Origin of the sequence: Calothrix sp. NIES-2100, from assembly GCF_963875285.1 — a bacterium.
Taxonomy (GTDB): Bacteria; Cyanobacteriota; Cyanobacteriia; order Cyanobacteriales; family Nostocaceae; genus Aulosira.
Genome location: NZ_CAWNLA010000001.1, coordinates 5,994,205 through 6,016,308, shown reverse-complemented (window position 1 = coordinate 6,016,308; position 22,104 = coordinate 5,994,205). Strand labels below are relative to the sequence as shown.

At 40.6% G+C, this 22,104-nt stretch carries 19 protein-coding genes; 8 read left to right on the top strand and 11 right to left on the bottom strand.

Annotated features, from left to right (window positions below):
* Positions 1 to 259: 259 nt before the first annotated feature.
* The gene (locus tag AACU32_RS24345; protein ID WP_096603781.1) at positions 260 to 1,222 is read left to right on the top strand and encodes a protochlorophyllide reductase; all 963 of its coding nucleotides are present in this window, start codon (positions 260 to 262) and stop codon (positions 1,220 to 1,222) included.
* A gap of 10 nt (positions 1,223 to 1,232) precedes the next feature.
* On the opposite strand, the gene AACU32_RS24340 is transcribed toward AACU32_RS24345, so the two are convergent.
* Positions 1,233 to 1,370: a hypothetical protein gene (locus AACU32_RS24340; protein ID WP_339378232.1), complete on the bottom strand. Its 138-nt coding sequence runs from the start codon at positions 1,368 to 1,370 to the stop codon at positions 1,233 to 1,235.
* On the opposite strand from AACU32_RS24340, the gene AACU32_RS24335 reads away from it, so the two are divergent.
* Positions 1,359 to 3,410, top strand: a complete 2,052-nt coding sequence (locus tag AACU32_RS24335) for a potassium channel family protein (protein ID WP_096603780.1) — start codon at positions 1,359 to 1,361, stop codon at positions 3,408 to 3,410. The genes AACU32_RS24340 and AACU32_RS24335 overlap by 12 nt on opposite strands.
* Here the strand turns inward: AACU32_RS24335 and rppB are convergent.
* Entirely contained in the window at positions 3,387 to 4,802 is a 1,416-nt protein-coding gene (gene rppB, locus AACU32_RS24330) for a two-component system sensor histidine kinase RppB (protein ID WP_096603779.1), read from the bottom strand. The two genes, AACU32_RS24335 and rppB, sit on opposite strands and share 24 nt — an antisense overlap.
* Before the next feature lie 202 nt (positions 4,803 to 5,004).
* Between rppB and AACU32_RS24325 the strand changes: the two genes are divergently transcribed.
* Positions 5,005 to 5,544, top strand: coding sequence for a cold shock domain-containing protein (locus tag AACU32_RS24325; protein WP_096603778.1), 540 nt, complete (start codon positions 5,005 to 5,007; stop codon positions 5,542 to 5,544).
* 35 nt (positions 5,545 to 5,579) lie between these two features.
* On the opposite strand, the gene rppA is transcribed toward AACU32_RS24325, so the two are convergent.
* Positions 5,580 to 6,290 carry a two-component system response regulator RppA gene (rppA, locus tag AACU32_RS24320; RefSeq protein ID WP_096603777.1) on the bottom strand — a complete coding sequence of 237 codons (711 nt, stop codon included), beginning with the start codon at positions 6,288 to 6,290 and terminating at the stop codon, positions 5,580 to 5,582.
* Positions 6,291 to 6,465: 175 nt separating this feature from the next.
* Between rppA and AACU32_RS24315 the strand changes: the two genes are divergently transcribed.
* Together AACU32_RS24315 and AACU32_RS24310 are read left to right on the top strand one after the other, a co-directional pair.
* Positions 6,466 to 6,957, top strand: a complete 492-nt coding sequence (locus tag AACU32_RS24315; RefSeq protein ID WP_339378230.1) for a hypothetical protein — start codon at positions 6,466 to 6,468, stop codon at positions 6,955 to 6,957.
* On the top strand, positions 6,924 to 7,808 hold the full coding sequence (locus AACU32_RS24310) for a GNAT family N-acetyltransferase (protein WP_339378229.1): 885 nt from the start codon (positions 6,924 to 6,926) through the stop codon (positions 7,806 to 7,808). The genes AACU32_RS24315 and AACU32_RS24310 overlap by 34 nt, the downstream gene beginning before the upstream one ends.
* Positions 7,809 to 8,013: 205 nt before the next feature.
* Here the strand turns inward: AACU32_RS24310 and AACU32_RS24305 are convergent, their stop codons facing one another.
* The 3 genes from AACU32_RS24305 to AACU32_RS24295 form a co-directional block, all read right to left on the bottom strand.
* On the bottom strand, positions 8,014 to 8,499 hold the full coding sequence (locus AACU32_RS24305) for a hypothetical protein (protein WP_096603775.1): 486 nt from the start codon (positions 8,497 to 8,499) through the stop codon (positions 8,014 to 8,016).
* A 21-nt stretch (positions 8,500 to 8,520) separates the two neighbouring features.
* Positions 8,521 to 11,595 (bottom strand): efflux RND transporter permease subunit, encoded by a 3,075-nt coding sequence (locus tag AACU32_RS24300; RefSeq protein ID WP_096603774.1) that lies wholly within the window; start codon positions 11,593 to 11,595, stop codon positions 8,521 to 8,523.
* Positions 11,596 to 11,757: 162 nt separating this feature from the next.
* Complete coding sequence (locus AACU32_RS24295) at positions 11,758 to 13,413, bottom strand: efflux RND transporter periplasmic adaptor subunit (protein ID WP_096608156.1); 1,656 nt, start codon at positions 13,411 to 13,413, stop codon at positions 11,758 to 11,760.
* 347 nt (positions 13,414 to 13,760) lie between these two features.
* Here AACU32_RS24295 and AACU32_RS24290 point away from each other — a divergent pair, with 347 nt between their 5' ends.
* A complete protein-coding gene (locus tag AACU32_RS24290) occupies positions 13,761 to 15,470 on the top strand; it encodes a patatin-like phospholipase family protein (RefSeq protein ID WP_096603773.1) in 1,710 nt (569 codons plus the stop codon).
* Between the two features lie 225 nt (positions 15,471 to 15,695).
* Here the strand turns inward: AACU32_RS24290 and AACU32_RS24285 are convergent, their stop codons facing one another.
* Together AACU32_RS24285 and AACU32_RS24280 are read right to left on the bottom strand one after the other, a co-directional pair.
* On the bottom strand, positions 15,696 to 16,415 hold the full coding sequence (locus AACU32_RS24285) for a DUF305 domain-containing protein (protein ID WP_096608155.1): 720 nt from the start codon (positions 16,413 to 16,415) through the stop codon (positions 15,696 to 15,698).
* Between the two features lie 271 nt (positions 16,416 to 16,686).
* Positions 16,687 to 17,094: a hypothetical protein gene (locus AACU32_RS24280; RefSeq protein WP_096603772.1), complete on the bottom strand. Its 408-nt coding sequence runs from the start codon at positions 17,092 to 17,094 to the stop codon at positions 16,687 to 16,689.
* Positions 17,095 to 17,517: 423 nt separating this feature from the next.
* Between AACU32_RS24280 and AACU32_RS24275 the strand changes: the two genes are divergently transcribed.
* Together AACU32_RS24275 and AACU32_RS24270 are read left to right on the top strand one after the other, a co-directional pair.
* Positions 17,518 to 18,570 (top strand): Mrp/NBP35 family ATP-binding protein, encoded by a 1,053-nt coding sequence (locus AACU32_RS24275; RefSeq protein ID WP_096603771.1) that lies wholly within the window; start codon positions 17,518 to 17,520, stop codon positions 18,568 to 18,570.
* A 257-nt stretch (positions 18,571 to 18,827) separates the two neighbouring features.
* Positions 18,828 to 20,189 carry an MFS transporter gene (locus tag AACU32_RS24270; RefSeq protein WP_339378228.1) on the top strand — a complete coding sequence of 454 codons (1,362 nt, stop codon included), beginning with the start codon at positions 18,828 to 18,830 and terminating at the stop codon, positions 20,187 to 20,189.
* Between the two features lie 59 nt (positions 20,190 to 20,248).
* Here the strand turns inward: AACU32_RS24270 and AACU32_RS24265 are convergent, their stop codons facing one another.
* The 3 genes from AACU32_RS24265 to AACU32_RS24255 all read right to left on the bottom strand — a co-directional run bounded on the left by AACU32_RS24265 (position 20,249) and on the right by AACU32_RS24255 (position 22,066).
* Positions 20,249 to 20,716 carry a phosphate-starvation-inducible PsiE family protein gene (locus AACU32_RS24265; protein WP_096608154.1) on the bottom strand — a complete coding sequence of 156 codons (468 nt, stop codon included), beginning with the start codon at positions 20,714 to 20,716 and terminating at the stop codon, positions 20,249 to 20,251.
* Between the two features lie 440 nt (positions 20,717 to 21,156).
* Positions 21,157 to 21,759 (bottom strand): K(+)-transporting ATPase subunit C, encoded by a 603-nt coding sequence (gene kdpC / locus AACU32_RS24260; RefSeq protein WP_096603769.1) that lies wholly within the window; start codon positions 21,757 to 21,759, stop codon positions 21,157 to 21,159.
* A 52-nt stretch (positions 21,760 to 21,811) separates the two neighbouring features.
* Positions 21,812 to 22,066 (bottom strand): potassium-transporting ATPase subunit F, encoded by a 255-nt coding sequence (locus AACU32_RS24255; RefSeq protein WP_339378227.1) that lies wholly within the window; start codon positions 22,064 to 22,066, stop codon positions 21,812 to 21,814.
* Positions 22,067 to 22,104: the final 38 nt, after the last annotated feature.

Here is a 22,104-nt window from a genome sequence, read left to right as displayed (position 1 = left end):
CCTCCTCGCTTGCGGGGAGGGGGTTGGGGGTGGGGTGACTGTACCTCACTAAAGAGAGAAACGCTATATCCTCATTTCTGCCAGACAATTAGGGCTATCTCAAAAAATATCTATACAACGCATAAAAGCCTCTCTATGTAAAGAGTCTAGCTTTTCGCTGCAAAAATAACAATCTGTTTCATTAGATATAGCATTTGTGAATAGAAGTCATGAGGCATGAGATTCTAGATAAAGTCTACATAAATGGAGGTTAAACACAATGGCACAGAATGGGAAGCCAACAGTTATCATCACAGGTGCATCTTCCGGGGTGGGTTTATACACTGCGAAGGCAATGGCTAACAAGGGATGGCACGTAGTGATGGCCTGTCGGGATTTAGCGAAAGCGGAAACAGCTGCCCAATCTGTAGGAATACCTAAGGATAGCTATACTGTCATACATATCGATTTAGGTTCCTTGGACAGTGTTCGACAGTTTGTGAATAACTTTCGAGCCAGTGGCAAAAGCCTAGATGCTTTACTGTGCAATGCGGCAATTTATATGCCCTTAATTAAAGAGCCGTTACGTAGTCCAGAAGGTTACGAGTTGACGATGACTACTAATCATCTCGGTCATTTCTTACTGTGCAACCTGCTGCTTGAGGATTTGAAGAAGTCAACCTATGGCGATCGCCGTCTCGTCATTTTAGGAACTGTAACACACAACCCCGATGAACTCGGTGGAAAGATTCCGCCACGTCCTGATTTAGGCAATCTCGAAGGCTTTGCAGACGGATTTAAAGAGCCAATCTCGATGATTGACGGTAAGAAATTTGAACCTGTCAAAGCTTACAAAGATAGCAAAGTCTGCAATGTGTTAACCATGCGGGAACTACATCGGCGTTATCACGATGTCACTGGTATTGCCTTCACTTCTCTGTATCCAGGTTGTGTGGCAGAAACTCCACTATTCCGTAACCACTATCCGCTGTTCCAGAAAATTTTCCCCTTGTTCCAGAAGTATATAACTGGGGGATATGTATCTCAGGAATTATCTGGGGAACGAGTTGCATCAGTCATAGCCGATCCTGAGTATAAGCAATCTGGTGCTTATTGGAGTTGGGGAAATCGTCAAAAGAAAGACCGTAAATCCTTTGTGCAAAAAGTCTCTCCCCAAGCCCGCGATGATGAAAAAGCGGAAAAGCTGTGGGATTTAAGCGCCAAGTTGGTAGGAATTGCATAATCAAGAGTCGTTATAAAAACGCCGATCGCGGGTTTTGTCTCCTGCGATCGCACTTACCATCAGTCAGGCGATCGCTAAGATATAATCCTAGTAAAAATATCCTGTTAGCAGTAGTAAATGCTGCCATCAGCCAAAAGTGGACACTCATGGCACCAGCAATCAAGCAAAAACCCCAGACCTTTTCTTAGTATGTGGACTCCAAAGTTTAGGGCAACATTGTGTGACCGTCCTCAAGGAGTATGATGTTAAAGTTAGCGCCATTGATGATGTACAGCCCAAACATTGGGAAGTCCCAGAAGTACCAAACTTACTAGAAAGGTTAATTATCGGAGACTGTCGCCAACCAAGTGTTTTAGAGCAGGCAGGTATCCGCCAGTGTCGGTCAATACTTTTAGTTACCCGAAATGAACGGATGAATATCGAAGCTGCTTTTGCAGCCAGGCGGATTAATCCCCAAGTTCGCTTGATTGTACGTTCTGATAAACAAAATTTTAATCAACTTTTATCCGAAAATCTCGGTAATTTTGTTGCTTTTGAGCCTACCCATCTCTCGGCTCATGCTTTTGCTCTTACCGCCCTCGATTCTGAAGCTATCGGCTATTTTACCTTAGAAGGGCAACTTTTACAAGTAATTGAGCATCAGGTAAAACCAAAGGATAGCTGGTGTATTGGCAAAGCAGTACATAGACTCAATCTGACAACTCGCCGCATTTTGAGTCATACACCTGCTTTATCTCACCCGCCCAGAGAATTGTTTGAATGGAACCCAGAAATAGAAGTGCAGGTGGGAGACACAATAGTTTATATTGATGTTGCATATGAGCTAGCTTTATCTGCGGAAGATACAAAGAAATATCACCGTCAACAATGGCAGTGGCAACAATTTCTCCAAAGCATCACACCCAAGAATATCTGGGAGAAAATCGGGCAATTTTGGCAATCTTACTACCAAAGCCAAAATCAAATTCGGCGAATTGCCACAATCTATGCAATTACCGTCATCGCCCTGTGGTTGGTGGGAATCGTCCTTTATCGCTTGTATTATCCGCAAATTACCTGGCAAGAGGCTTTTTATGCCACAGCAATTTTGCTCTTGGGAGGATACGGTGATTTATTTGGGGGTGTTGAGTTTACATCCCAAGCAGCACCTTCAGATCATATGCCGTGGTGGTTGAGGTTATTCAGCCTCGGATTGACGTTAACAGGACAAGCTTTTGTCGGAGTTTTGTATGCTTTGCTAACTGATGCTCTTGTTACTTCCAGATTTCATTTTTTCAATTCCCATCCTCCCATCCCCCAACGCAACCATGTAGTGTTGATTGGCTTAAATCAGCTAGGAGGGAAGGTAGCTGCAATTTTGCAAGATCTTAACCAGCCGTTAGTTGCGATCGCAACTACCAATCTCGACCAACCAGCCCTAGCTGACATACCATTAATTGTTGGTAATCCTATTGAAGTATTGCCTCAGGCGAATGTCTCCCAAGCCAAAAGCATCGTATTACTTGGCGACGATAACATGGAAAATCTGGAGATAGCGCTGATGGCTCATGCTATGAACCCCGCCACGCGCTTAATTATCCGTGCGCAAGATCGCCATTTTAGTGACAATATCGCCCCTTTATTTCCCTATGCTCAAGTTCTCTGTGGCGCGGCTTTATCAGCAGAAGTTTTTGCTTGTGCTGCCTTTGGGGAAAATGTTCTCAGCTTATTTCGCTTGAACGAGCAAATAGTCATGGTGACAGAATACAACATTGAAGCGGGCGATACCCTCAACGGCTTGCTGCTATCGGAAATCGCTCATGGCTATAGTGTTGTGCCGATTTTTTACCAGAAATATCGCCAAGAAAATTACTCTATCATGCTTTGGAATGATGTTAAACTCCAAACAGGCGATCGCTTAATTGTTTTAGCCACCAGCCGTGGTTTGCAGCGAATTGAATGGGGTGAAATGCTCCCTCGCCTGTGGCAAGTGCAGATTGAAACAGCTTTGACTAAAAATGCGCTGGCTGATGGTGCAGAAGAAATAGCCATGATTACAGGATGTAGTTTCACTACTGCTAGGCAATGGATGGATCATTTACCGGGAATATTGCCCACACCACTATATAAATATCAAGCCCAGTCTCTTGTGCGCGAGCTAAGAAAAGTACAAGTTTTGGCAAGTTTAATTTTTATTGATAGAGCGTAACAGGCGATACAGCCTTTTCAATGGGTAAATAGAGCCAAAACTATCGATTGAGAGGACATCAAAGGGTAAATCCACAGTAAAAGTACTACCTTTACTTAGTTCACTTTTTACTGTTAAGCCACCGTGGTGTGCTTGAACAATTGCTTGGGCGATCGCTAATCCTAACCCAGAACCACCAGTGCTGCGAGAGCGATCGCTATTCACGCGATAAAAGCGATCAAAAATCCGCGTTAGTTCTGCTTGGGGAATACCAATGCCTGTATCTTGCACCTGAATCACGGCATAATAATCATTGCGGTTTACGTCAACCGTTACCTTTCCGCCGGGTGGGGTGTATTGAATGGCATTGACAATTAAGTTAGAAAACAAACGATAAAGCTGATCTTGATTGGCGATAACATTTAGAGGATGGGAAACCCGAATTGAAGATGTGAGTGTAATCTCAGATGCGATCGCTAAAGCGGCAAATTCCTCGATTAAGTCGTTAATAATATCATCCAAACAGCAAATTTCCCGTTGCATTGGTACTGATTGACGATCCAGGCGAGTTAATAACAGTAAATCTGTCACCAAAGTTGTGAGTCGCTGATTTTGACGTTGGGTAGTGCGGAGAATTTCCTGCGCTTCTGTTTCATCCAGGTGAGATAACATCAGCGCTGATTCTACGGTTGCTTGAGTTGCAGCTAAAGGTGTGCGTAATTCATGTGCTGCATCGGCTGTAAATTGTTGAATTTGTCGATATGAGCGATAAATTGGTTGCATTGCTAATCCTGCTAACCACCAACTAGCAACACCAACCAGAAGCATGAGGATGGGTAATCCAAATATTAAAGTGAGTTTTACAGCAGTCAGATAACTCTGAAAATCCGCAATACTTCGCCCTACTTGAATGTAACCCCAATCGCGATTGTCTTGGGTGTGCAGCACAAAAGAAATTTGATGATAAGAATTGCCTTTACTGTCTTTTAGAGTTTGCCAAAGTTCCTTATTTAAAGCTCTCGGTAACTCTTCTGGATGACTACCTGCTATAGCAATTAAGCGTCCTGAATTATTGAAAAAACGTACATAGTAATTGCTGTGATTGATGGCGCTTAAAATATGGCGTTTGGGATTTGATTTTTCTTGAATGCAACTTTGTCCAACTACACAAATATTAGGTAAAAGCTGATCTATTACTGGTTCTAATTTACCAGGTTGATGTAATTTTAATTCAATAGTATCATGTAAAGTTCCCGCCACAGATTCCAGTTCTCTATCTAATGTCATCCAATAAGCATGAGAGATTGCTCTGTAGATACCAAATCCGCAAATGCTTAAAATGAAAGCCGTAACAAGCGCATACCATAGCGCCAAGCGCAGGCGGGTTTCCTGAAATAGTTCATTTTGGTTCATAAAATATCAATTAAGAAATACACGTAGGTAGGGCTATGCCACACAAAACCCTGATCTGTAAGTATCCGAGTGCGATCGCAAATCATATGAATCAACGAGTTTACTTGCCATTGGATTGCTTGTTTTTTGGATTAGGTTGATGTTGTCATTTTGCCTTTGTCTGGGAACACTATAAAACAGGCAGATAATATGAGGGTATTTCATGACACCTGTTTTTCACAAAGGTAAATTAACAACATGGAAAGATGATCAGGGTTTCGGCTTCATAAAACCTGCTCATGGCAATAAAGAAATTTTTATTCATATCAGTGCATTGAAGGGAACGGCTCGCCGTCCGAAAGTCGGGGATACGATTATTTACCGGCTAACAACTGAAGCAAATGGAAAATTTAGCGCTACCAATGCATCGATTGAAGGAGTTTCATCTCAAACTTTGCCGAAGAAGCAAAATGTCAAAAAACGCAGGTTAGTGCCAAAATTTATCGGCATTGGGGTTATGGTTATGATTGCGATTCTCGCGCAAGAATTTAATCCTAGCCGTTCTCCTTCTCTAATTAAATTTGTCACTAAACCAGGATGCAACATCAAAGGTAACATCTCTATAAATACGGGAGCTAAGGTTTACCACGTTCCAGGAGCAGAAGATTATGAATCAACAGTAATTGATCCAGCAGGCGGAGAAAAATGGTTTTGCACTGAGTCAGAAGCGATCGCAAATGGTTGGCGTAAAGCACCGAGGTAAAGCACACAGCCACAATTCATACCCCCCTATGTTTCTTAAAAATGGCGAGTATCAACGGTAAGATTCAGACGATATCCCGTACCATGTAAAGTTTCAATTATGTTCTCGCAGCCGCTATTAGCTAGTTTGCGACGCAGCAAACGCATTTGCGCTGCTACCACATTACTCACTGGTTCGGCGCTGACTTCCCAAAGCTGATTACGAATTTGTTCTGTGGTGACAATTTGGTTGGGGTGCTTCATAAAATATTCTAGTAGCTGAAATTCTTTATTGGTGAGAGGAATTTCCTGTTTGTTTCCCGTAGCATTATGACTAACAACCAAATTGTTACCATAATCGAGAGTTAGGTTGCCAACAGTTAATTCCTGTGGCTGAAATTGGGGCGATCGCCTCTGTAATGCCCGCAATCTGGCTAATAATTCCGCCATGCCAAATGGCTTGACTAAATAATCATCTGCGCCCGCATCCAGCCCAGCCACTTTATCTTCCATGCTATCTTTAGCTGTTAACATTAACACAGGTAGAGGATTTTTATGATGGCGTAGGCGTTTGCATAATTCTAAACCAGATATTCCTGGAATCATCCAATCAAAAATAGCTAGTGTATATTGCGTCCAACTATTTTCTAAATATGCCCATGCATCATCACCATCTATTACCCAATCTACTAAATATTTGTGTTGGGTAAGAGTTCGCTTAATAGCACCACCTAAATCTTGCTCATCTTCTACTAGTAGTACTCGCATATGTTGATTGTTGATGGTTGACTGTTGACTAATACCGTTTTACTTTAAGGTTGATATATTTAGGCAAGCTGGGGAAGTTGCGGGAGTAATTTGTATCAATAATTTCGTGAAGCGGCGTTTGGTACGCGCACACTGAAGTTCAAAATTTGAATGCTGAAGCCGTTACCACTGAAAGATGAACCCGGAAGTTAATTCCGGGTACGCGAAACACGGAAACGTCAACCCGGAAGTTGATTCTGGGTACGCGAAACACGGAAACGTCAACCCGGAAGTTGATTCCGGGAACCCTGAAGTTGATTCCGGGTACGCGAAACACGGAAACGTCAACCCGGAAGTTGATTCCGGGAACCCGGAAGTTGATTCTGGGTACGCGAAACACGGAAACGTCAACCCGGAAGTTGATTCCGGGAACCCTGAAGTTGATTCCGGGTACGCGAAACACGGAAACGTCAACCCGGAAGTTGATTCCGGGAACCCTGAAGTTGATTCCGGGTACGCGAAACCGGAAAACGTCAAAGCCGAAAAAAACCTGATAAACGGAAAAATTGTCTGCAAAGCAATTAATCTCGATTTTCTAACTCTTGCGGTAAAATGCGCAAAGTTGCGAACACAAGACTTAAAAGCTTTTTCATCATGGACAAAGTATCTGCACAACAATCTTCGGTGATGCTGCGTGCGGGACGACCCGAAGACGCACTCCCCTGTGGCACCATTTTATATGAAGCCTTCCGTGATATTGCGGAACAACATAGCTTCACACCCGACTTTCCTTCTGCGGAGTTTGCGGCTGATATGTTGAGCGAACTGTTGGCGCACCCGACGGTTTATGCTGTCGTGGCTGAAACTGAGGATGGGCGGATCATCGGCAGCAATTTTTTGTGGGAAGGCGACACGATCGCCGGAATCGGCCCCACTACGGTAGACCCCGCCGCGCAAAATAGATCGGTTGGTCGTCGCCTGATGGAACATGTTTTACAGCGGGTACAGGAAAAACGTTATGCTGGTGTGCGGCTGGTTCAGGCGGCGCATAACAGCCGCTCTCTTGCTCTGTACACCAAACTCGGCTTCGATTTGCGTGAGCCACTGGCGAACCTTCAAGGACAGCCATTCAGCTTGGCAATACCTGGCCGCACCGTTCGTCCAGCGACTGAGGCCGACTTTACGGTGTGTAATCAACTCTGCTATCGCATTCATGGTCATGACCGGGCGGGCGAACTCAAGGATGCTGTGGAACGGGGTACAGCTACCCTTGTCCAGTGTGATGGGCGCGTATCGGGCTATACCACCGAAATTGGCTTCTTCGGTCACGCTGTTGGCGAGAATAATGAGGATCTAAAGGCGCTGATAGGCGCGGCTCCAGCCTTCTATGGGTCGGGCTTTTATGTTCCCATGCGCAACGCCGACTTGTTTCGTTGGTGTTTAAAGCATGGCTTACGTGTTATCCAGACCGAAACGTTGATGAGTCTCGGCCTGTATAACGAACCGACAGGGGCTTTTTTACCATCTGTTCTGTATTAATAGCAGTATCAACCGCGCCGCAAAACTTCAAATAATCTGAGTTCGCTGCTAGCCAGCTAACATTTAATGTAAGTTCGTAATTGCACCAAACTATGTACTTTACGTCAATAGCCTTTAAACGCTTACCAATAACAAATAACAAATGACAAATGACAAATGACAAATGACAAATGACAAATGACATATTTTCAATGCACCGCCCTACTTAGCGATTAAAATTAAAACGCCCATCTACTTTTTTACCTTTAATGTCTGCATTAATTTTCACCTGATACTGACCAGTTAAATTTTCTTTTAATAAACCTGTATAATGCTTGTCTTTAGCATCATAAGTAAAAGGAACTGTCTTTTGTTTTCCATCAGGTAACTGTACTTGAGCCGTTACTTTGCCATCAGGTATGGCTTCGTGATTGTCGCCATTTTGTAAATATAAATCCATGTGAGTTGTATTCGCTTCTTTCTCGGGGACAAACTCTAAATGGTAAGCGCCTGTCTCGACAACTTGACCGCCATGAGTTTTACCATGCTTCCCTTCTGTTTTAGCAACAGGCGCAGCTGAAGGCTGAGTATTAGTGCTAGATGCAGTTGGATTTTTTTCTGTATTAGCTGTAGGTTGATTGTTACTACAAGCTGCCAAGAAAATTAAACCAATACTTGCGAGAATCAACAAGCTAGATTTGAATGAATTCATAGATTTAATCCTCAATTAAATTCATGATTTTTGTAACAAAATCTTGCCAAACTTAGCATATAAAGCAGGTATAACTACCAGTGTTAAAGCTGTGGAGGTAACCAAACCGCCCAACACTACAATTGATAAAGGTTGTAATATTTCTTTCCCAGGTCCGCTGTCAACTATTAAGGGTGCTAATCCTAAAGCTGAAGTAAAGGCTGTCATCAAAATAGCGTTTAATCTTTCCATTGAACCTTTAATTAATACTTCCTTTAAAGGCATTCCTTGCGCAAATTTGGTGTTGTAATTATCTACTAGTAATAAACCATTGCGCGTTGCAACTCCAAATAAGGTGACAAAGCCAACTAAAGAGGCAATAGAGATAATACCGCCAGAAAAAGCTACTGAAAATACTCCTCCGACTAATGCCAAAGGTAAGTTAATCATAATCATGGCGGTGGAAGGAAGAGATTTAACAGAAATGTACATGATAACTGTAATGGCAACAAAAGCGATAGCACTGGAAATTAAGATATTTTGCGTGGCTCGTTCTTGCGCCTCAAATTGACCTGCATACTGGATATAGTAACCAGAGGGCGGATGTATCTGTTGATTAACTTTTTCTTGAATTTCATTGACAATCGAGCGTAAATCTCTACCGCTAGTATTAGCAGATACGACAATCAACCGCGAGACATTCTCTCTATTAATCGTATTTGCCCCTGTGCCATTTTCAATTGCGGCAACTTGGGCTAAGGGAATCTTTTGTCCGTTAGGAGTATCAACCAATAAGTTGCGAATTGTATCTAAATTTTGTCGTGCATCTGGCTTTAACCAGACAACCAAATCGAAAGTTTGTTGTTTATCTAAGATTTGCGAAACTACTTTACCATTGAGAGCAGTTTCCATAATTTGGGAAATTTTGCCGACGGTTAAACCATAGCGAGAAGCATCTGTACGGTTAAATTTAATTTGTATTTGTTCGATGGGTACTTGAGGTTCAAGTTGTAAATCGACAATACCATTTACAGTTTTCATAACCTCATTTACCTGACTTCCAAGGGTGCGGAGTTCTGCTAAATCCGAACCGAAAATTTTAACTGCGATCGCACTTCTTACTCCAGATAATACCTCATCCATCCGGTGAGAGATAAAACCACCAATATTTGGCGCAACTCCTGGTAATTTAGCAAATTCTTGGCGCAGCTTTTTAATTGTCCCCGCTCTATCTTTGATAGCTTCGCGGCTCAATTCAATATCCAAATGTGCCAAATTCACCCCAGCTGCATCCCCATCACCAGGCGCACGTCCCGAACGCAACTGTACATAAGGAAATCGCCCATCGCCTTTGAGTGCTTGCTGAATTGTTTCACCAGCCGCATTTGTAGCTTCTAAAGATACACCGGGATAGAGAGTGATGGTATTTACCAAAGTTTGCTCCTGAAACTCAGGTAAAAACACTCTGCCGAAACTAGGCGCGATCGCACTAGCAGCGACTACACTAGCAGTAGCCAAAACTAAAATAATTACCGAACGCCGCAGCGAAAATGTCAACAGTGGATAATACAGCCGCTTAAAAAATCTCGCCACCCAAGGTTCGGTTTCTGGCAAGTGACCGTAAGGTAATAAAATTGCACATAAAGCCGGAGTTATCGTCAAGGCTGTGATAGTCGAAGCAATCACTGCTGCCATGTAGCCTAACCCCATTGGGATAAAAATGCTACCTTCTACCCCAGATAATGCAAACACAGGAGCAAAGACAACAATAGTAATTATTGTCGCTCCAAATACCGAATCTCTTACTTCTTGACAACCGTCAAATACTACATCTAACACAGGTCGAGGATTGGGAGAATATTTATTTTCTCGCAGATTGCGGTAGACATTTTCGGCATCGATAATTGCATCATCAACCGCCGAACCAATGGCAATACCTAACCCTCCCAAAGTCATTGTATTTAAACCTTGTCCTAACCAATTTAAAAGCAATATTCCTAGTAACAAAGATAAGGGAAGTACACTTAAACAGATGATGAGGTTACGCCAATTCATCAAAAAGGGAATGAGAATAAAAGCAACAATAATACTGCCTTCTATTAAAGCTTCTCGAAGATTTTCAATCGAGGAATCTATATAATTTTTTTGACGAAATGTGGGAGTGACTTTGATATCTGGAGGTAAGCCCACTTTAATTTCGGCGATCGCCTGTTCTATCGCCTGGGTAACCGTGGGTGTATCGGCTTGCGGCTGTTTATTAATCATGACGATGACTGCCTTTTTACCGTTAAAACTGCCATCACCCCTTTTAATAGCCGCCCCAATTTGCACATCAGCAACATCAGATATTTTTACTGGCGTACCATTCCGGGCAGTAATCGCTGATTGCTGTAAGTCTGCGAGCGATTCAATTCTGCCAATACCCCGAATTAGTTTTTCGCGATCAGGCGTAATCAAATAGCCACCAGAAGCATTAATATTAGCCGCAGCCGTTGCTTCTTCTACATCGGACAAAGTAACATTAAAAGCTTTTAATTTCTCTGGATCAACTAATACTTGATATTGGCGAATATCCCCACCGTAAGCTACAACCTGACTCACACCCGGAACAGCCAAAAGCCGATTTGTCACTTGCCAATCAACAATCCGCCGCACTTCCATTAAAGCAGTAGTTTCCGCAGTAAAAGCATATTGCAATACAGTACCAATCGGGGAACTAGTAGGAGAAATTTGCGGCGTTTCTACCCCGGCTGGTAGTTTACTTTGTGCTTGTTGTAATCGCTCAGTTACCAACTGGCGAGCTTGATAAATATCACTTCCCCAATTAAAAATGACTGTGACAACAGAAATCCCCGCAGCTGAAGATGAACGTACTGCTGTCACCCCAGGAGTACCATTAATTGCACTTTCAATCGGTAAAGTTACCAAAGATTCCAATTCTTCCGGCGCGAGTCCTGGCGCTTCAGTTTGAATTTCCACTTGCGGTGGTGCAAAACTAGGAAAAACATCCAAAGGCATTTGGATAATTGTGCGAAATATCCAAATCATCAGGATAATTGCACTCAGAACCACTAGCCAACGACGAGCGATCGCCCACTTAATTATCGCACTAAGCATCGTTATACAATTTTAGATTTGAGATTAAAAATCCTGCTCACCACATAGTTCCTAACAGTCAACCGTCAACCGTCAACAGTCAACCGTCAACCGTCAACCGTCAACAGTCAACCGTCAACCGTCAACCGTCAACCGTCAACCGTCAACCGTCATCACCATTATTTATCTCAACTTCGTATCAATCGTGATTTCTGAATCCTGATTTGCTACGTGATGGTTATCAACCCATTGAGGCGATACATCTGCTGGCGCTGTAGTTAATGGATATTGATGTTTGCTGCGACGACTAGCCCAGAACACACCACCCATAAAAGCTACACCGAAAAGTGCAACTCCTCCCCCAATTCCAACCCACAAAGGAAGTGAAGAATTAACATTTTTCTCCCCTGCTTGCGCACTGAGCGAAGTCGTTCGCGGAGCGTCTCGGAGAGAAGTGCCACTCCCCCGCAGGGATTGTGCGTAAAGTTCCGGAGCGCGTTGTGTAACTATTAAATCACCTTCAAATAAACCTGTCTTTACCTCCACCATATCGCCAGAAGTTTCACCCAAAGTAACTTCCACCGGCTGGTAAGCGTTACCATTTTGCAGATAAACCTGTTTCTTACCGTTTGCATCCACTACCGCCGCACTGGGGATAGCTAAAATAGCTGATGATGTTTGCGCTGTTAAAACTTCCAGTTCCGCAAACATTCCCGGTTTGAGCAATCCGCCAGAGTTCTCCAGTTCGGCTTGTACTGGTACAACTCGCGTTTCCCCTTCCACTACAGAGCCAATCCGGGTAATTATTCCTGTAAAAATACGGTTAGATACAGCAGCAACTTTAACATTTACCCGTTGACCAGTTCTAACTTTATTTAAATCTTTTTCATAAATATTCGCTGTGGCAAAAACCCGGCTGTCATTGACAATGGTCATCAATTTACCGCCTGTATCCTCAAATGATTGACCGAGAGTAACTTCGCGATCGCTAACCTTACCAGTAATAGGCGATACCACCGTCACTAATCCTTGAGCATTGGCGCGGGTTCCCAATTGCGAAAGCCGAGTTTGATAAGTGGTATAACTAAGTTTAATCCGCGATTTTGCCACTTCAACTGCGGAAGTCGAACGTTTTAGCTGATTTTCTGCCTCAATCACTTCCCGGCGACTGCTAGCTTTAGTGAGTTCCGCCTTAGCTTGAGCTAATTGGGTTTGAGATTCCAGGGCGGTGCGTTGGGGTAAAGCACCAGCATTGACTAACTGTTGATCTTTGTTGTACTTTTCTTGAGCAAATGCAACTTGAGTCTGCGCCTGGGCAATTTCAGCAGCGGCTATTTCTTGATAGCGATCGCGGTTTTGCTGCGCTAATTTTAAATCAGCTAAAGCTTGTTGTAAATCTGCCTGACCTTCTGCGAGCTTTTCTTGGGAATTAACCCGCAATTCTACCAAATCAGGACTAGATACCACAGCTACTGCTTGACCTTTTTTCACTGTAGCACCCGGTTCCACCAACAACTCCACCACTTTCGCCTTAGCAATTGGGGTATTTACCTCTACTTTTTGGCTGGGTAAAGTTTCAATCTGTCCCGTGGTTTTTATACCAACAGCTAGCGGCTGGCGTTTAACTGCTTCGACTTTAATTCCTAACCGTTTAGCTGTTTGCGCATCAACTTGAATAGCTGTGGTAGCTGAATTAGCTTCAGTTCCTCCTTGAAATTCATTACCATGTCCGCCGTGGGCTAAAACTACTGCGGAATTTGCCAACATAAGCAGGCTCAGTAGTGCGCCAGAAATAGAGTAAATTGTTGTAGGTGCTTGGGAACGCAGAGAGTTGGACATCGCTATCAGGAATTCTTTATTTATGGACAGCGTAAACAAAGCTATAATTCCCAGTCTTTCATCTGGAAATGAAATTGGGATGAAATCAAGCACTGACAAACTCTGATGATTTAGAGCCTAAAGTCAAAAATGAATCCCGTAAATTCGCTGTACTTATGTTAAGCAATATTTAATACAAGTTATCTTGAATTTAGAATAATGCTAATTTGCGTAATCTAGCCCTTTTTATGGCAGATTGCGGAATTAGGGGGCTTTTTGCTGATGTTATTGACTAAATGATGCAAGCGATCGCCCTTAAGGTAAGGATTGCGCAAACTAGATAAACTCAATTTATTAGTAAAAATTCCATGACTCACACTTCTGAGAAATCAAATTTACCTCAAAATATTGGACTAGCATTGTCAGGCGGCGGTTATCGGGCTGCGGTATTTCATTTAGGACTATTGTCTTATTTAAATCGGGTCGATTTATTGAAGCAAGTCAAAATGATATCTACCGTATCTGGAGGAACATTTACAGGAGCAAAATATACTTTATCTTTAGTAGAAGGAAAATCTTTTCAGGAATTTTATCAAGAATATTATAGTTTTTTGAAAAATACCAAACTCGTAGAATTAGCTTTAAAAAAACTAAATACAAGAAAATCGACTACACCATCATTAAGAACCGATTTAATTACTGCTAGTGCCGAAGTTTACGCAGAAACTTTTCTGCAAGATTCTCATGGCAGAGCCTATCGCTTTGGGGATATTATCAACGCTAATATTCCTTTAAAAGAAGTCATCTTTAACGCCACAGAATTTCGCAGTGGATTAGCTTTTCGGTTTCAGCGTAGTACCAACTCCAACGCCAAAATTGGTAATGGTCATATATCAATTAATGAATCTGATGCCGCAGACATCAGAATTGCCGATATTGTAGCAGCGTCTTCCTGTTTTCCTGGTGGCTTTGAACCTTTGGCTTTTCCAGGAGATTTTAATTGGTCAAAAGAGACCGCTTTCCAGAATGTCCAAAAAACAGTATCTAATAGAATTACCCAATCAGATACTAACCAAGAATTTGTAGATGAAAATATACTAATACCAGATAAAGAACTAGCAAGAGAATATAGCCAAGTGCCATTATTAGATGATGAACAAACTCAAGATATTGCTTTGATGGATGGAGGAATTTATGACAACCAAGGAATTGAAAGTTTGTGGTTAGCTAATAAACGCAATAATTTTGTACTAGATTTATTTATTATCTCTGACGTTGATCAAAGACCTGGTGATTTTTATTCTTTTCCCAAAGCGATAAAAGTTAGTCAACTGACTTTAGAAGCAATTGATTGGTTGTCAAACATAATAATTTTATTCTGTATATTTACATTAGTAACAACAGGTTATGAATCAATTAAAGACTATATCAGCGGTGAATTTATTTGGCTAGATTTTTTCTTATATGTTATACCCATTTTACTAGCGACTATAACCGCTTTTATTCTCTTATGGGGGCGAAATATTATTAAAAACCGAATTTTACCGCTAATACCTCAAGTTGGTATACTTGCTTGGAACGATTTAAAAAAATTAACAGTTAACCAAGTAGTTAATGGTATTTATTTACGTTTAAGCTCTTTACAAGCGATGGCTGGTTCAGTATTCATGAACCGTATTCGCCAAATGGGTTTTACTTTTATTTATCAACAATATAATAAAGCCGAAGATAAAGATAATAACCCAGCTAAACAAAAAATCATTGCTAATCTAATTTACAAATTAAGAACTGGTAGTAAACCAACTAAATTACCAGGAGTCCAACCAGCATCACCGGAAATTCTCAAAGTCATTGATGCTGCTGCAAATATGCCAACTACTCTTTGGTTTACTGAAGATAACCAATTAGATAATTTGATTATTGCTGGTCAAGTCAATATTTGCTACAACTTAATGGTTTATATTACTCGCAATTATAAAAATAACCCTAGTTCATATCCTGATGATGTTAAGATTCTTTGGGATGCCTTAGTAATAGATTGGGATAAGTTCTCTTCTCATCCTCAAATATTGTCTTAGCTCGACTTTATCCATTTTTACGAAAACGAAAACCAGACGCTAAAACCTTGGCGGGACGGTAGTTTTAGTTTTTGAACAAAATCGCAGATTAGTGATATGGAAAAAGTATTTGCCAAAAAACCAGGATTTTTGCAAGCTCAGGAAAGCCGAGTTCTTAATTTTGGATAAAGTCGAGCTTAAGTGGTTATACCAATTCGTAATTGGTAATTCCTAATTCGAGGTGATTTACTTGTTATACCAAGCTGTTCGCCACTGTTTCATTTGGTTAATTTCAGTATCTTGTGCTTTGATAATTGCTTGAGCTAAGTTCTTAATTTCAGAACGCTGGGATTTTTGCAAAGCATCTTTGGCCATTGTCACAGCTGCTTCATGATGGGGAATCATGGCGTTAATAAAGCGTAGGTCAAATTCTGCATCAGCAGCACCTAAGTCCATGTTCATCATCATGGCTTGCATTTGCTCAGATGACATCTCTATCATCTGACCCTTTTGAGCATCATAAGCCATTGGTTTATCTCCCGCTTTCGGATACCAAGCTGTGCGCCAGCTTTTCATCTGGCTAATTTCTTGGTTCTGGGCTTTGATAATTTCGCCTGATAGGTTTTTAATTTCCGGGCGTTTTGATTTTTGCTGTGCTTCCTTAGCCATGAGGATTGCTCCCTGATGGTGGGGAATCATCGCATCAATGAAGCGTAAATCATAGTTAGCATCAGCTGGGCCTAAATCCATCGCCATGCTGTGGTTCATACCACTGTGATCCATTCCACCATGCTGCTTGCTCTGTTGTTTATCGCTAGTATCGCGGGTAGTAATGTATGGTACTGGTGTTTGGGTTCTGGTGCGGTAAGTAGTTGTAGAACAGGCTGTTAACAGACTACTGGACAAAGAAGCGATCGCTACAAAAGTAAATACCAAAAAGTTGTGTTTCCGAGTAGGGAGTTGCATAAGGATGATTTCCATAGAATCCTGATTTCATTAAGCAATCTCTAGTTGAGTGGAGAGTCAAGCTTTTTGGTAATTTATTTTTTTCTTGGGTAAAACAATTACCCAGATAATCGCTCTATACGTGACTACTGCCCTTCAATACATAGTTTGACAGCCCGAAATGAAATTAGGATGAAATCTCCGCTTTGTGCTTGTGCTTCAGTCCTGGATTATTCAGCACGCTTTTTGCTGACTACTAACTCATCAAAATTTTTGTGCTAATACCTAACTCCTAATCCTTAACCCTTAGCCCCCAGTCCACAGTACCTACTTCGCTCTTAGGCTGGTAATCAGCACAATTATTTGCGTCTTTAGTCAACGCTATTGATGGCTGCACAGCACATTTTAGATAATGATTTCTGGCAAAATAACGGCATTTTATACAAGGTAAGTTAGCACAATCATTCATTGGTTCAGTAAGCTGACGATCAGATAATAACTTCAATTTTCTCGTGGCAATTATTAATATTCCACCCCAAAAAACCACAAAAGCTAAAAAAGTTCCTGACTGGGCGATAAATGTATCACTGAGTATTAGATTATCAATTTTTGCAGGTTGAGTTTGAACTTCGTTAGAGGTGGTTGGGTTAGAAGATACATCTAGTACTTGATAGTTTTGCCATATTTCTCTAGGTTGCATATAAATTGTTCTCGGTTATATTTTTATATTTGTTCAGCAAATATTTTGTATTGGCTAATACGGGAAATGACCTTTGTCATATTTCACTAATTAAGCGAAAATTATTATTAATTGAGAAAATGTGATTAATACACATTCGTCGCTTAAGCATAAATCCCAACTTAGAGAGAAGCCGATTTTAATATTTAGCTGAGTAGATTAACTCAAAAACCTAATTATAGATATAACAAATAAAAAATTATTTTCACTCTTCCAATAGGGTTGTCTATCAAGCTTGAGTGTATACCAGAAGCAATAAATCTCTTTTACGCATGGCTGCAATCATTTACCAGCTATTGTATAAAATTCACATAAAAAGAATTATGATCCACACATCAGTTGAACTGGCGCAATTTTTGAGAAAAATATTTTCTGGAGTTCTTCATGTCAAATCACCAACCACCTTTCCACGATTCAGAAGACAAGGTAGAATTAGATACTGTCACTTCAAACCGCAAACAAGAAGTTATTCAAATCCTCAAGCAAGTTATCGAACCGACACTGAAAAACAACATTGTTAGCTTGGGGATGGTGCGAAATCTGCGTATTGTTGATAACTACATTTATTTACGCCTTTACATCGGTTCTCATCAGCAGCAATTACAAGCGGAGATTCAAACAGCGCTTTCGCCTCTGACTTGGTGCAAAAAAACTTACATTCAACTTTGCACTATCCCTGGAGTCAAAACTACACTTGCAGTTTCTAGCGGTAAAGGAGGGGTCGGTAAATCTACAATTTCAGTTAATCTAGCAGTTGCGCTGGTGTTAGCTGGTGCAAAAGTTGGATTGTTGGATGCTGATATTTACGGGCCTAACGTTCCCCAAATGCTGTCCCTGGGAAAATCTGAAGTTCAGGCGATCGCTACTCCCAATGGTCAAAGATTTTTACCTTTAGTAGCTCATGGTATCAAAGTTATGTCGGTGGGTTTGTTGGCAGAACCAGACCATCCTTTAGCATGGCGCGGCCCGGTTTTACACAAAATTATCACCCAATTTATTCAAGAAGTAGAGTGGGGAGAACTAGATTATCTGCTAATTGACTTACCTCCTGGTACGGGAGATGCGCAAATCACTATTGTGCAAGAAAGTCCTATTTGTGGGGTGATTTTGGTAACTACTCCCCAAGAGGTTGCGATCGCTGATGTCCGTCGTAGTATCTATATGTTCCGCCAAGTGGGCGTTCCCGTTCTCGGTATCATCGAGAATATGAGCTATTTCATCAATAATGATGGCACGCAAACCCCAATTTTTGGTAGTGGTGGCGGTCAGAAATTAGCCGCAGAACTTCAAGCACCGCTATTGGGACAAGTTCCCATTGATCCGAGTATTTGTACCGCAGGTGATACGGGAAAACCTGTAACACTTGCTGCACATACAACAGCGAGTCAGGTATTGATGGAAATTGCTGTGGCTTTAAAAGCTACTTTTTCTCAATGAGTGAGGTTTCACCAACTTTTATCACTTTCAGTATAGAAAAATAGTTAGTAAAACTTGAGATTTTGGTGATGTATCCTATATAATACTACGGTATATCTACCAAATTAACGTATTTATAATGGCATAATCTTTAACTAAAGGCAGTTATTGCTTATGTCAGTTTTTTTTATCGCCAAATACTAAGTATTCTAAATTTAAGTTTTTCTAAATTTAAGTAAAGCTAAAATTATTCATTAATTTACAAGCTCGATCAAGCTTTGACAGGAATTGTGCTGACAAACAGGGTTGTATCTATTTTCAAAAAAGGAAAACTGATGGCGCAAATTAATCAAGCAAATTCTCTTAAACACAAACTAAAGTTTGGTTTTTTCCAGATTCCGCCTGCACTTAAATCTGCCAATGTTTGTTGTTTTGTAATTGGAGAAAGTGTATCTTTTTTTGGCTCCTGGATGACTCAATTTGCTTTAGTATGGATGGTTTATCAACTCACTAACTCAGCCATTTTAGTTGGTATAGCTGGATTTACAAATCAAGCTACAGGCTTGGTTCTTACACCCTTAGTAGGAGTATTATTAGATCGTTGGAACCTACGATATGTTTTACTAACTACTCAGTTTGTTTCTATTGTGTTATCTGGTACTTTAACTTATTTAAGTATTACTGGTGACATCAACTTTATTTGGATTATCATCATCGGTATACTGCAAGGAATTGTTAAAGCTTTCGATTTACCAGCACGCCTAGTAGCTATTCCTCGGATTGTGGATAATAAAGCAGATACTTATAGTGCAATTTCCATTCATTCATTCTTAATTAATACAGCTAAATTTATCAGCCCTATGGTTGGTGGCTTTTTACTTGCTAAAGTTGGAGCCGCTTCCTGTTTTTTGGTAGATAGTGTGAGTTATTTTCCATTTATCTCGGCAATTTTAACTGTTCGCATTAAGTCATTTCCCAACAAAGACTCGTCTGGTAAATCTCAAATTTGGAAAAATTTAAAGGAAGGTTTTGTTTATACCTATGAATTTTTACCAATCAAATATGTGTTAATGTTGCAAGTTGTTATTTGTTTTATGGTAATGACTTATGTTAATTTGATGCCCATTTTTACAGCCGATGTCTTAAAAGGTAATGCCGAAACTATGGGATATATTATGACGGCTTCGGCATTTGGTTCTATAGTAGCGGGACTTTTCTTAATACTACGGAAAAAAGTTACTGGTTTAGAGAAGGTAATTGCTAATTCTACTATGATTCTTGGTCTTAGCTTGGTAATTTTTTCGCGTTCAGCCAGTTTAGAAGCTTGTCTATTTTTAATTTTTATTGTGGGGATGACTAATACCTTGAGCTTGATTGCTATTAGCAATTTTATTCAATTAATCCTCGTTGATGAAAATAAACGCGGTAGAGTCACAAGTATATTCACAACAGGTTTTTTGGGGATACTACCTTTCGGTAATTTATTTTTTGGGGGATTAGCTGGTCAAATTGGAGTAGCAAATGCTTTATTATTTGGTGGTGTTTGTTGTTCTATTGGCGCTTTTTACTTTGCCAAAAAGCTACCGGAAATGAAAAAGATAATATGTCCTATTTATAAGCAAACTGGGCTGATATCCTAATCAAAATCATCAGCAATACAACCCCTAAATAAATTTAGGGGGAATATAATTTTAAATTTTTAAATGTGTTCTGTAGTTTCTGGATGAGCAATTCTTGAGTGTTCAAACAATCGGGACATACGTGGTAAAGCCACAAAAATTCCTGCTAAAACTAGTAAAAATACAGCAATACCCAAAATTTGATCGCGGGGAATTTCCAGTACACCACGTAAAATCACCTCTCTTAAAGCAGAAACAATAGTAATTTCTACTGCTGCTACTACGGATATACTCTGTGCTTGTAGATAGTCAATTAAGAGGCGGAATAGCTCTACTAAAATCAAAATGAAGAGGATATCTGATGTTACTTGTCTTAAATCTAGTGGACGCAAAAATGAAGAGAACATATCTACTAAGCGGATGAGCATCACACAGAACAAACCCAAGCAGAGGAAAACAATAATGAAGTCTTGAAAAAATTCCAGATGACGGACAATTTTATCTCGCTGGAAATAATTATTTAAATCTGCTAACATCTGTTTGAGCATGGGATTTCCGAAAACTCTTAATTGTCGATACCCATAATCATAGGCGCTTAACAATTTAGCGTTGGTAAACATATATTCATGTGCCACCTATACAAATGACACAAAAAGCACATATTATTTTAGTGTGCGTTACAGCATTGCTATAACGCACACTAAAATTTAAGGTTTACTTGTTAGTATTCATCTTGTTAGGTGGTATGTATTGTTTCGCTTATTAAACTTTTGCGACTCGTAAATTCAACTTTTGCGACTTATAAATCAGGTTTTTAACCCACCTAACTTAATCGCTTGTTTTGTTGGCGTCCCTTCAAAGTCACTTTGATGGTAGTGTATCAGCGTTGCGAAGAATAAGGAAAAGGGGAAAAGGCTGATGCTTGCGTTCCCTTCCCCTTTCCCCTTGCTGAAAGCGTATTAAACCAGTCTGTCGAACTCACTTGAATTTATTGGTTTTGCTCACGGTTAATTTCTTGCAAATCAAGCGCGTAATTCAATCGCAGAATATTTACTCCAGGCTCGCCAAAAATCCATAAAAATCTGCCATCAGTATATTTATTGATTAAAGGTAATATCTCATCTTCTTTAATACTACGGGCACGCGCTACCCTCTCTAACTGTTCTCTAGCTGTTTTCAAGGAAATATGTGGATCTAAACCAGAGCCAGATGTATAAATTAAATCGGCTGTGGGTTGAATACTTTCTTCTTGAAATTGATTAGCGTCCTCCACAATCCGCTTGAGTAATTCTGGATTACTGGGAGCAAGATTACTACCGCCAGATATACCCGTTGGCTTAGCTTTTTTACCTTGGCTATATCTGACTGTACTGGGACGACCATGAAAATATTTATCTGATGTAAATACTTGACCAATTAAAGCTGAACCAATAGGTTTTGCATTTATATTCTGCATGATACTACCGTTAGCTTGCGCGGGGAACAAGCCTTGACCCACTACTAAAATGAAGAGAGGATATATGATTGCTGTTAGTAACCAAAGTACCAGAGTGACACGAATAGCTCTGATGATTTCGCGAATAATAGACATACAATTTATGCGTTCGTTTTCCGGATTAAATTTTGAATAAGGGTGAGAATTTTTAGAAGCGTTCTGGCTGAAAAACGACGACAAACAGGTAAATAACAATTGCGATTGTGACAAAGCCTAAGATGCCAATTGCCCAAGCAGAGCGCCGTTCTAACATGTCATCAGAGGCGGCATAAACTACAGGAGCAATTGCCAAATTTAAGCACAGCACAATAAAAATTGCTAGGGGCAATCGTTGTTTTTGCCTTTGTGACCAAATAAATGATAATATCTGTACTAGCTCCAAATTATCAACTTCTTTTTTCATTTTTTGCTTTATGCTGTGCATCCTTAGCGTTTAGTGGT

Excerpts from the sequence above, each read along its gene's own strand:
- AACU32_RS24345 (WP_096603781.1), top strand. The coding sequence starts at position 260 with ATGGCACAGAATGGGAAGCCAACAGTTATCATCACAGGTGCATCTTCC.
- AACU32_RS24340 (WP_339378232.1), bottom strand. The coding sequence starts at position 1,370 with ATGAGTGTCCACTTTTGGCTGATGGCAGCATTTACTACTGCTAACAGG.
- rppB (WP_096603779.1), bottom strand. The coding sequence starts at position 4,802 with ATGAACCAAAATGAACTATTTCAGGAAACCCGCCTGCGCTTGGCGCTA.
- AACU32_RS24325 (WP_096603778.1), top strand. The coding sequence starts at position 5,005 with ATGACACCTGTTTTTCACAAAGGTAAATTAACAACATGGAAAGATGAT.
- rppA (WP_096603777.1), bottom strand. The coding sequence starts at position 6,290 with ATGCGAGTACTACTAGTAGAAGATGAGCAAGATTTAGGTGGTGCTATT.
- AACU32_RS24315 (WP_339378230.1), top strand. The coding sequence starts at position 6,466 with ATGAACCCGGAAGTTAATTCCGGGTACGCGAAACACGGAAACGTCAAC.
- AACU32_RS24310 (WP_339378229.1), top strand. The coding sequence starts at position 6,924 with ATGGACAAAGTATCTGCACAACAATCTTCGGTGATGCTGCGTGCGGGA.
- AACU32_RS24305 (WP_096603775.1), bottom strand. The coding sequence starts at position 8,499 with ATGAATTCATTCAAATCTAGCTTGTTGATTCTCGCAAGTATTGGTTTA.
- AACU32_RS24300 (WP_096603774.1), bottom strand. The coding sequence starts at position 11,595 with ATGCTTAGTGCGATAATTAAGTGGGCGATCGCTCGTCGTTGGCTAGTG.
- AACU32_RS24295 (WP_096608156.1), bottom strand. The coding sequence starts at position 13,413 with ATGTCCAACTCTCTGCGTTCCCAAGCACCTACAACAATTTACTCTATT.
- AACU32_RS24290 (WP_096603773.1), top strand. The coding sequence starts at position 13,761 with ATGACTCACACTTCTGAGAAATCAAATTTACCTCAAAATATTGGACTA.
- AACU32_RS24285 (WP_096608155.1), bottom strand. The coding sequence starts at position 16,415 with ATGCAACTCCCTACTCGGAAACACAACTTTTTGGTATTTACTTTTGTA.
- AACU32_RS24280 (WP_096603772.1), bottom strand. The coding sequence starts at position 17,094 with ATGCAACCTAGAGAAATATGGCAAAACTATCAAGTACTAGATGTATCT.
- AACU32_RS24275 (WP_096603771.1), top strand. The coding sequence starts at position 17,518 with ATGTCAAATCACCAACCACCTTTCCACGATTCAGAAGACAAGGTAGAA.
- AACU32_RS24265 (WP_096608154.1), bottom strand. The coding sequence starts at position 20,716 with ATGCTCAAACAGATGTTAGCAGATTTAAATAATTATTTCCAGCGAGAT.
- kdpC (WP_096603769.1), bottom strand. The coding sequence starts at position 21,759 with ATGTCTATTATTCGCGAAATCATCAGAGCTATTCGTGTCACTCTGGTA.
- AACU32_RS24255 (WP_339378227.1), bottom strand. The coding sequence starts at position 22,066 with ATGAAAAAAGAAGTTGATAATTTGGAGCTAGTACAGATATTATCATTT.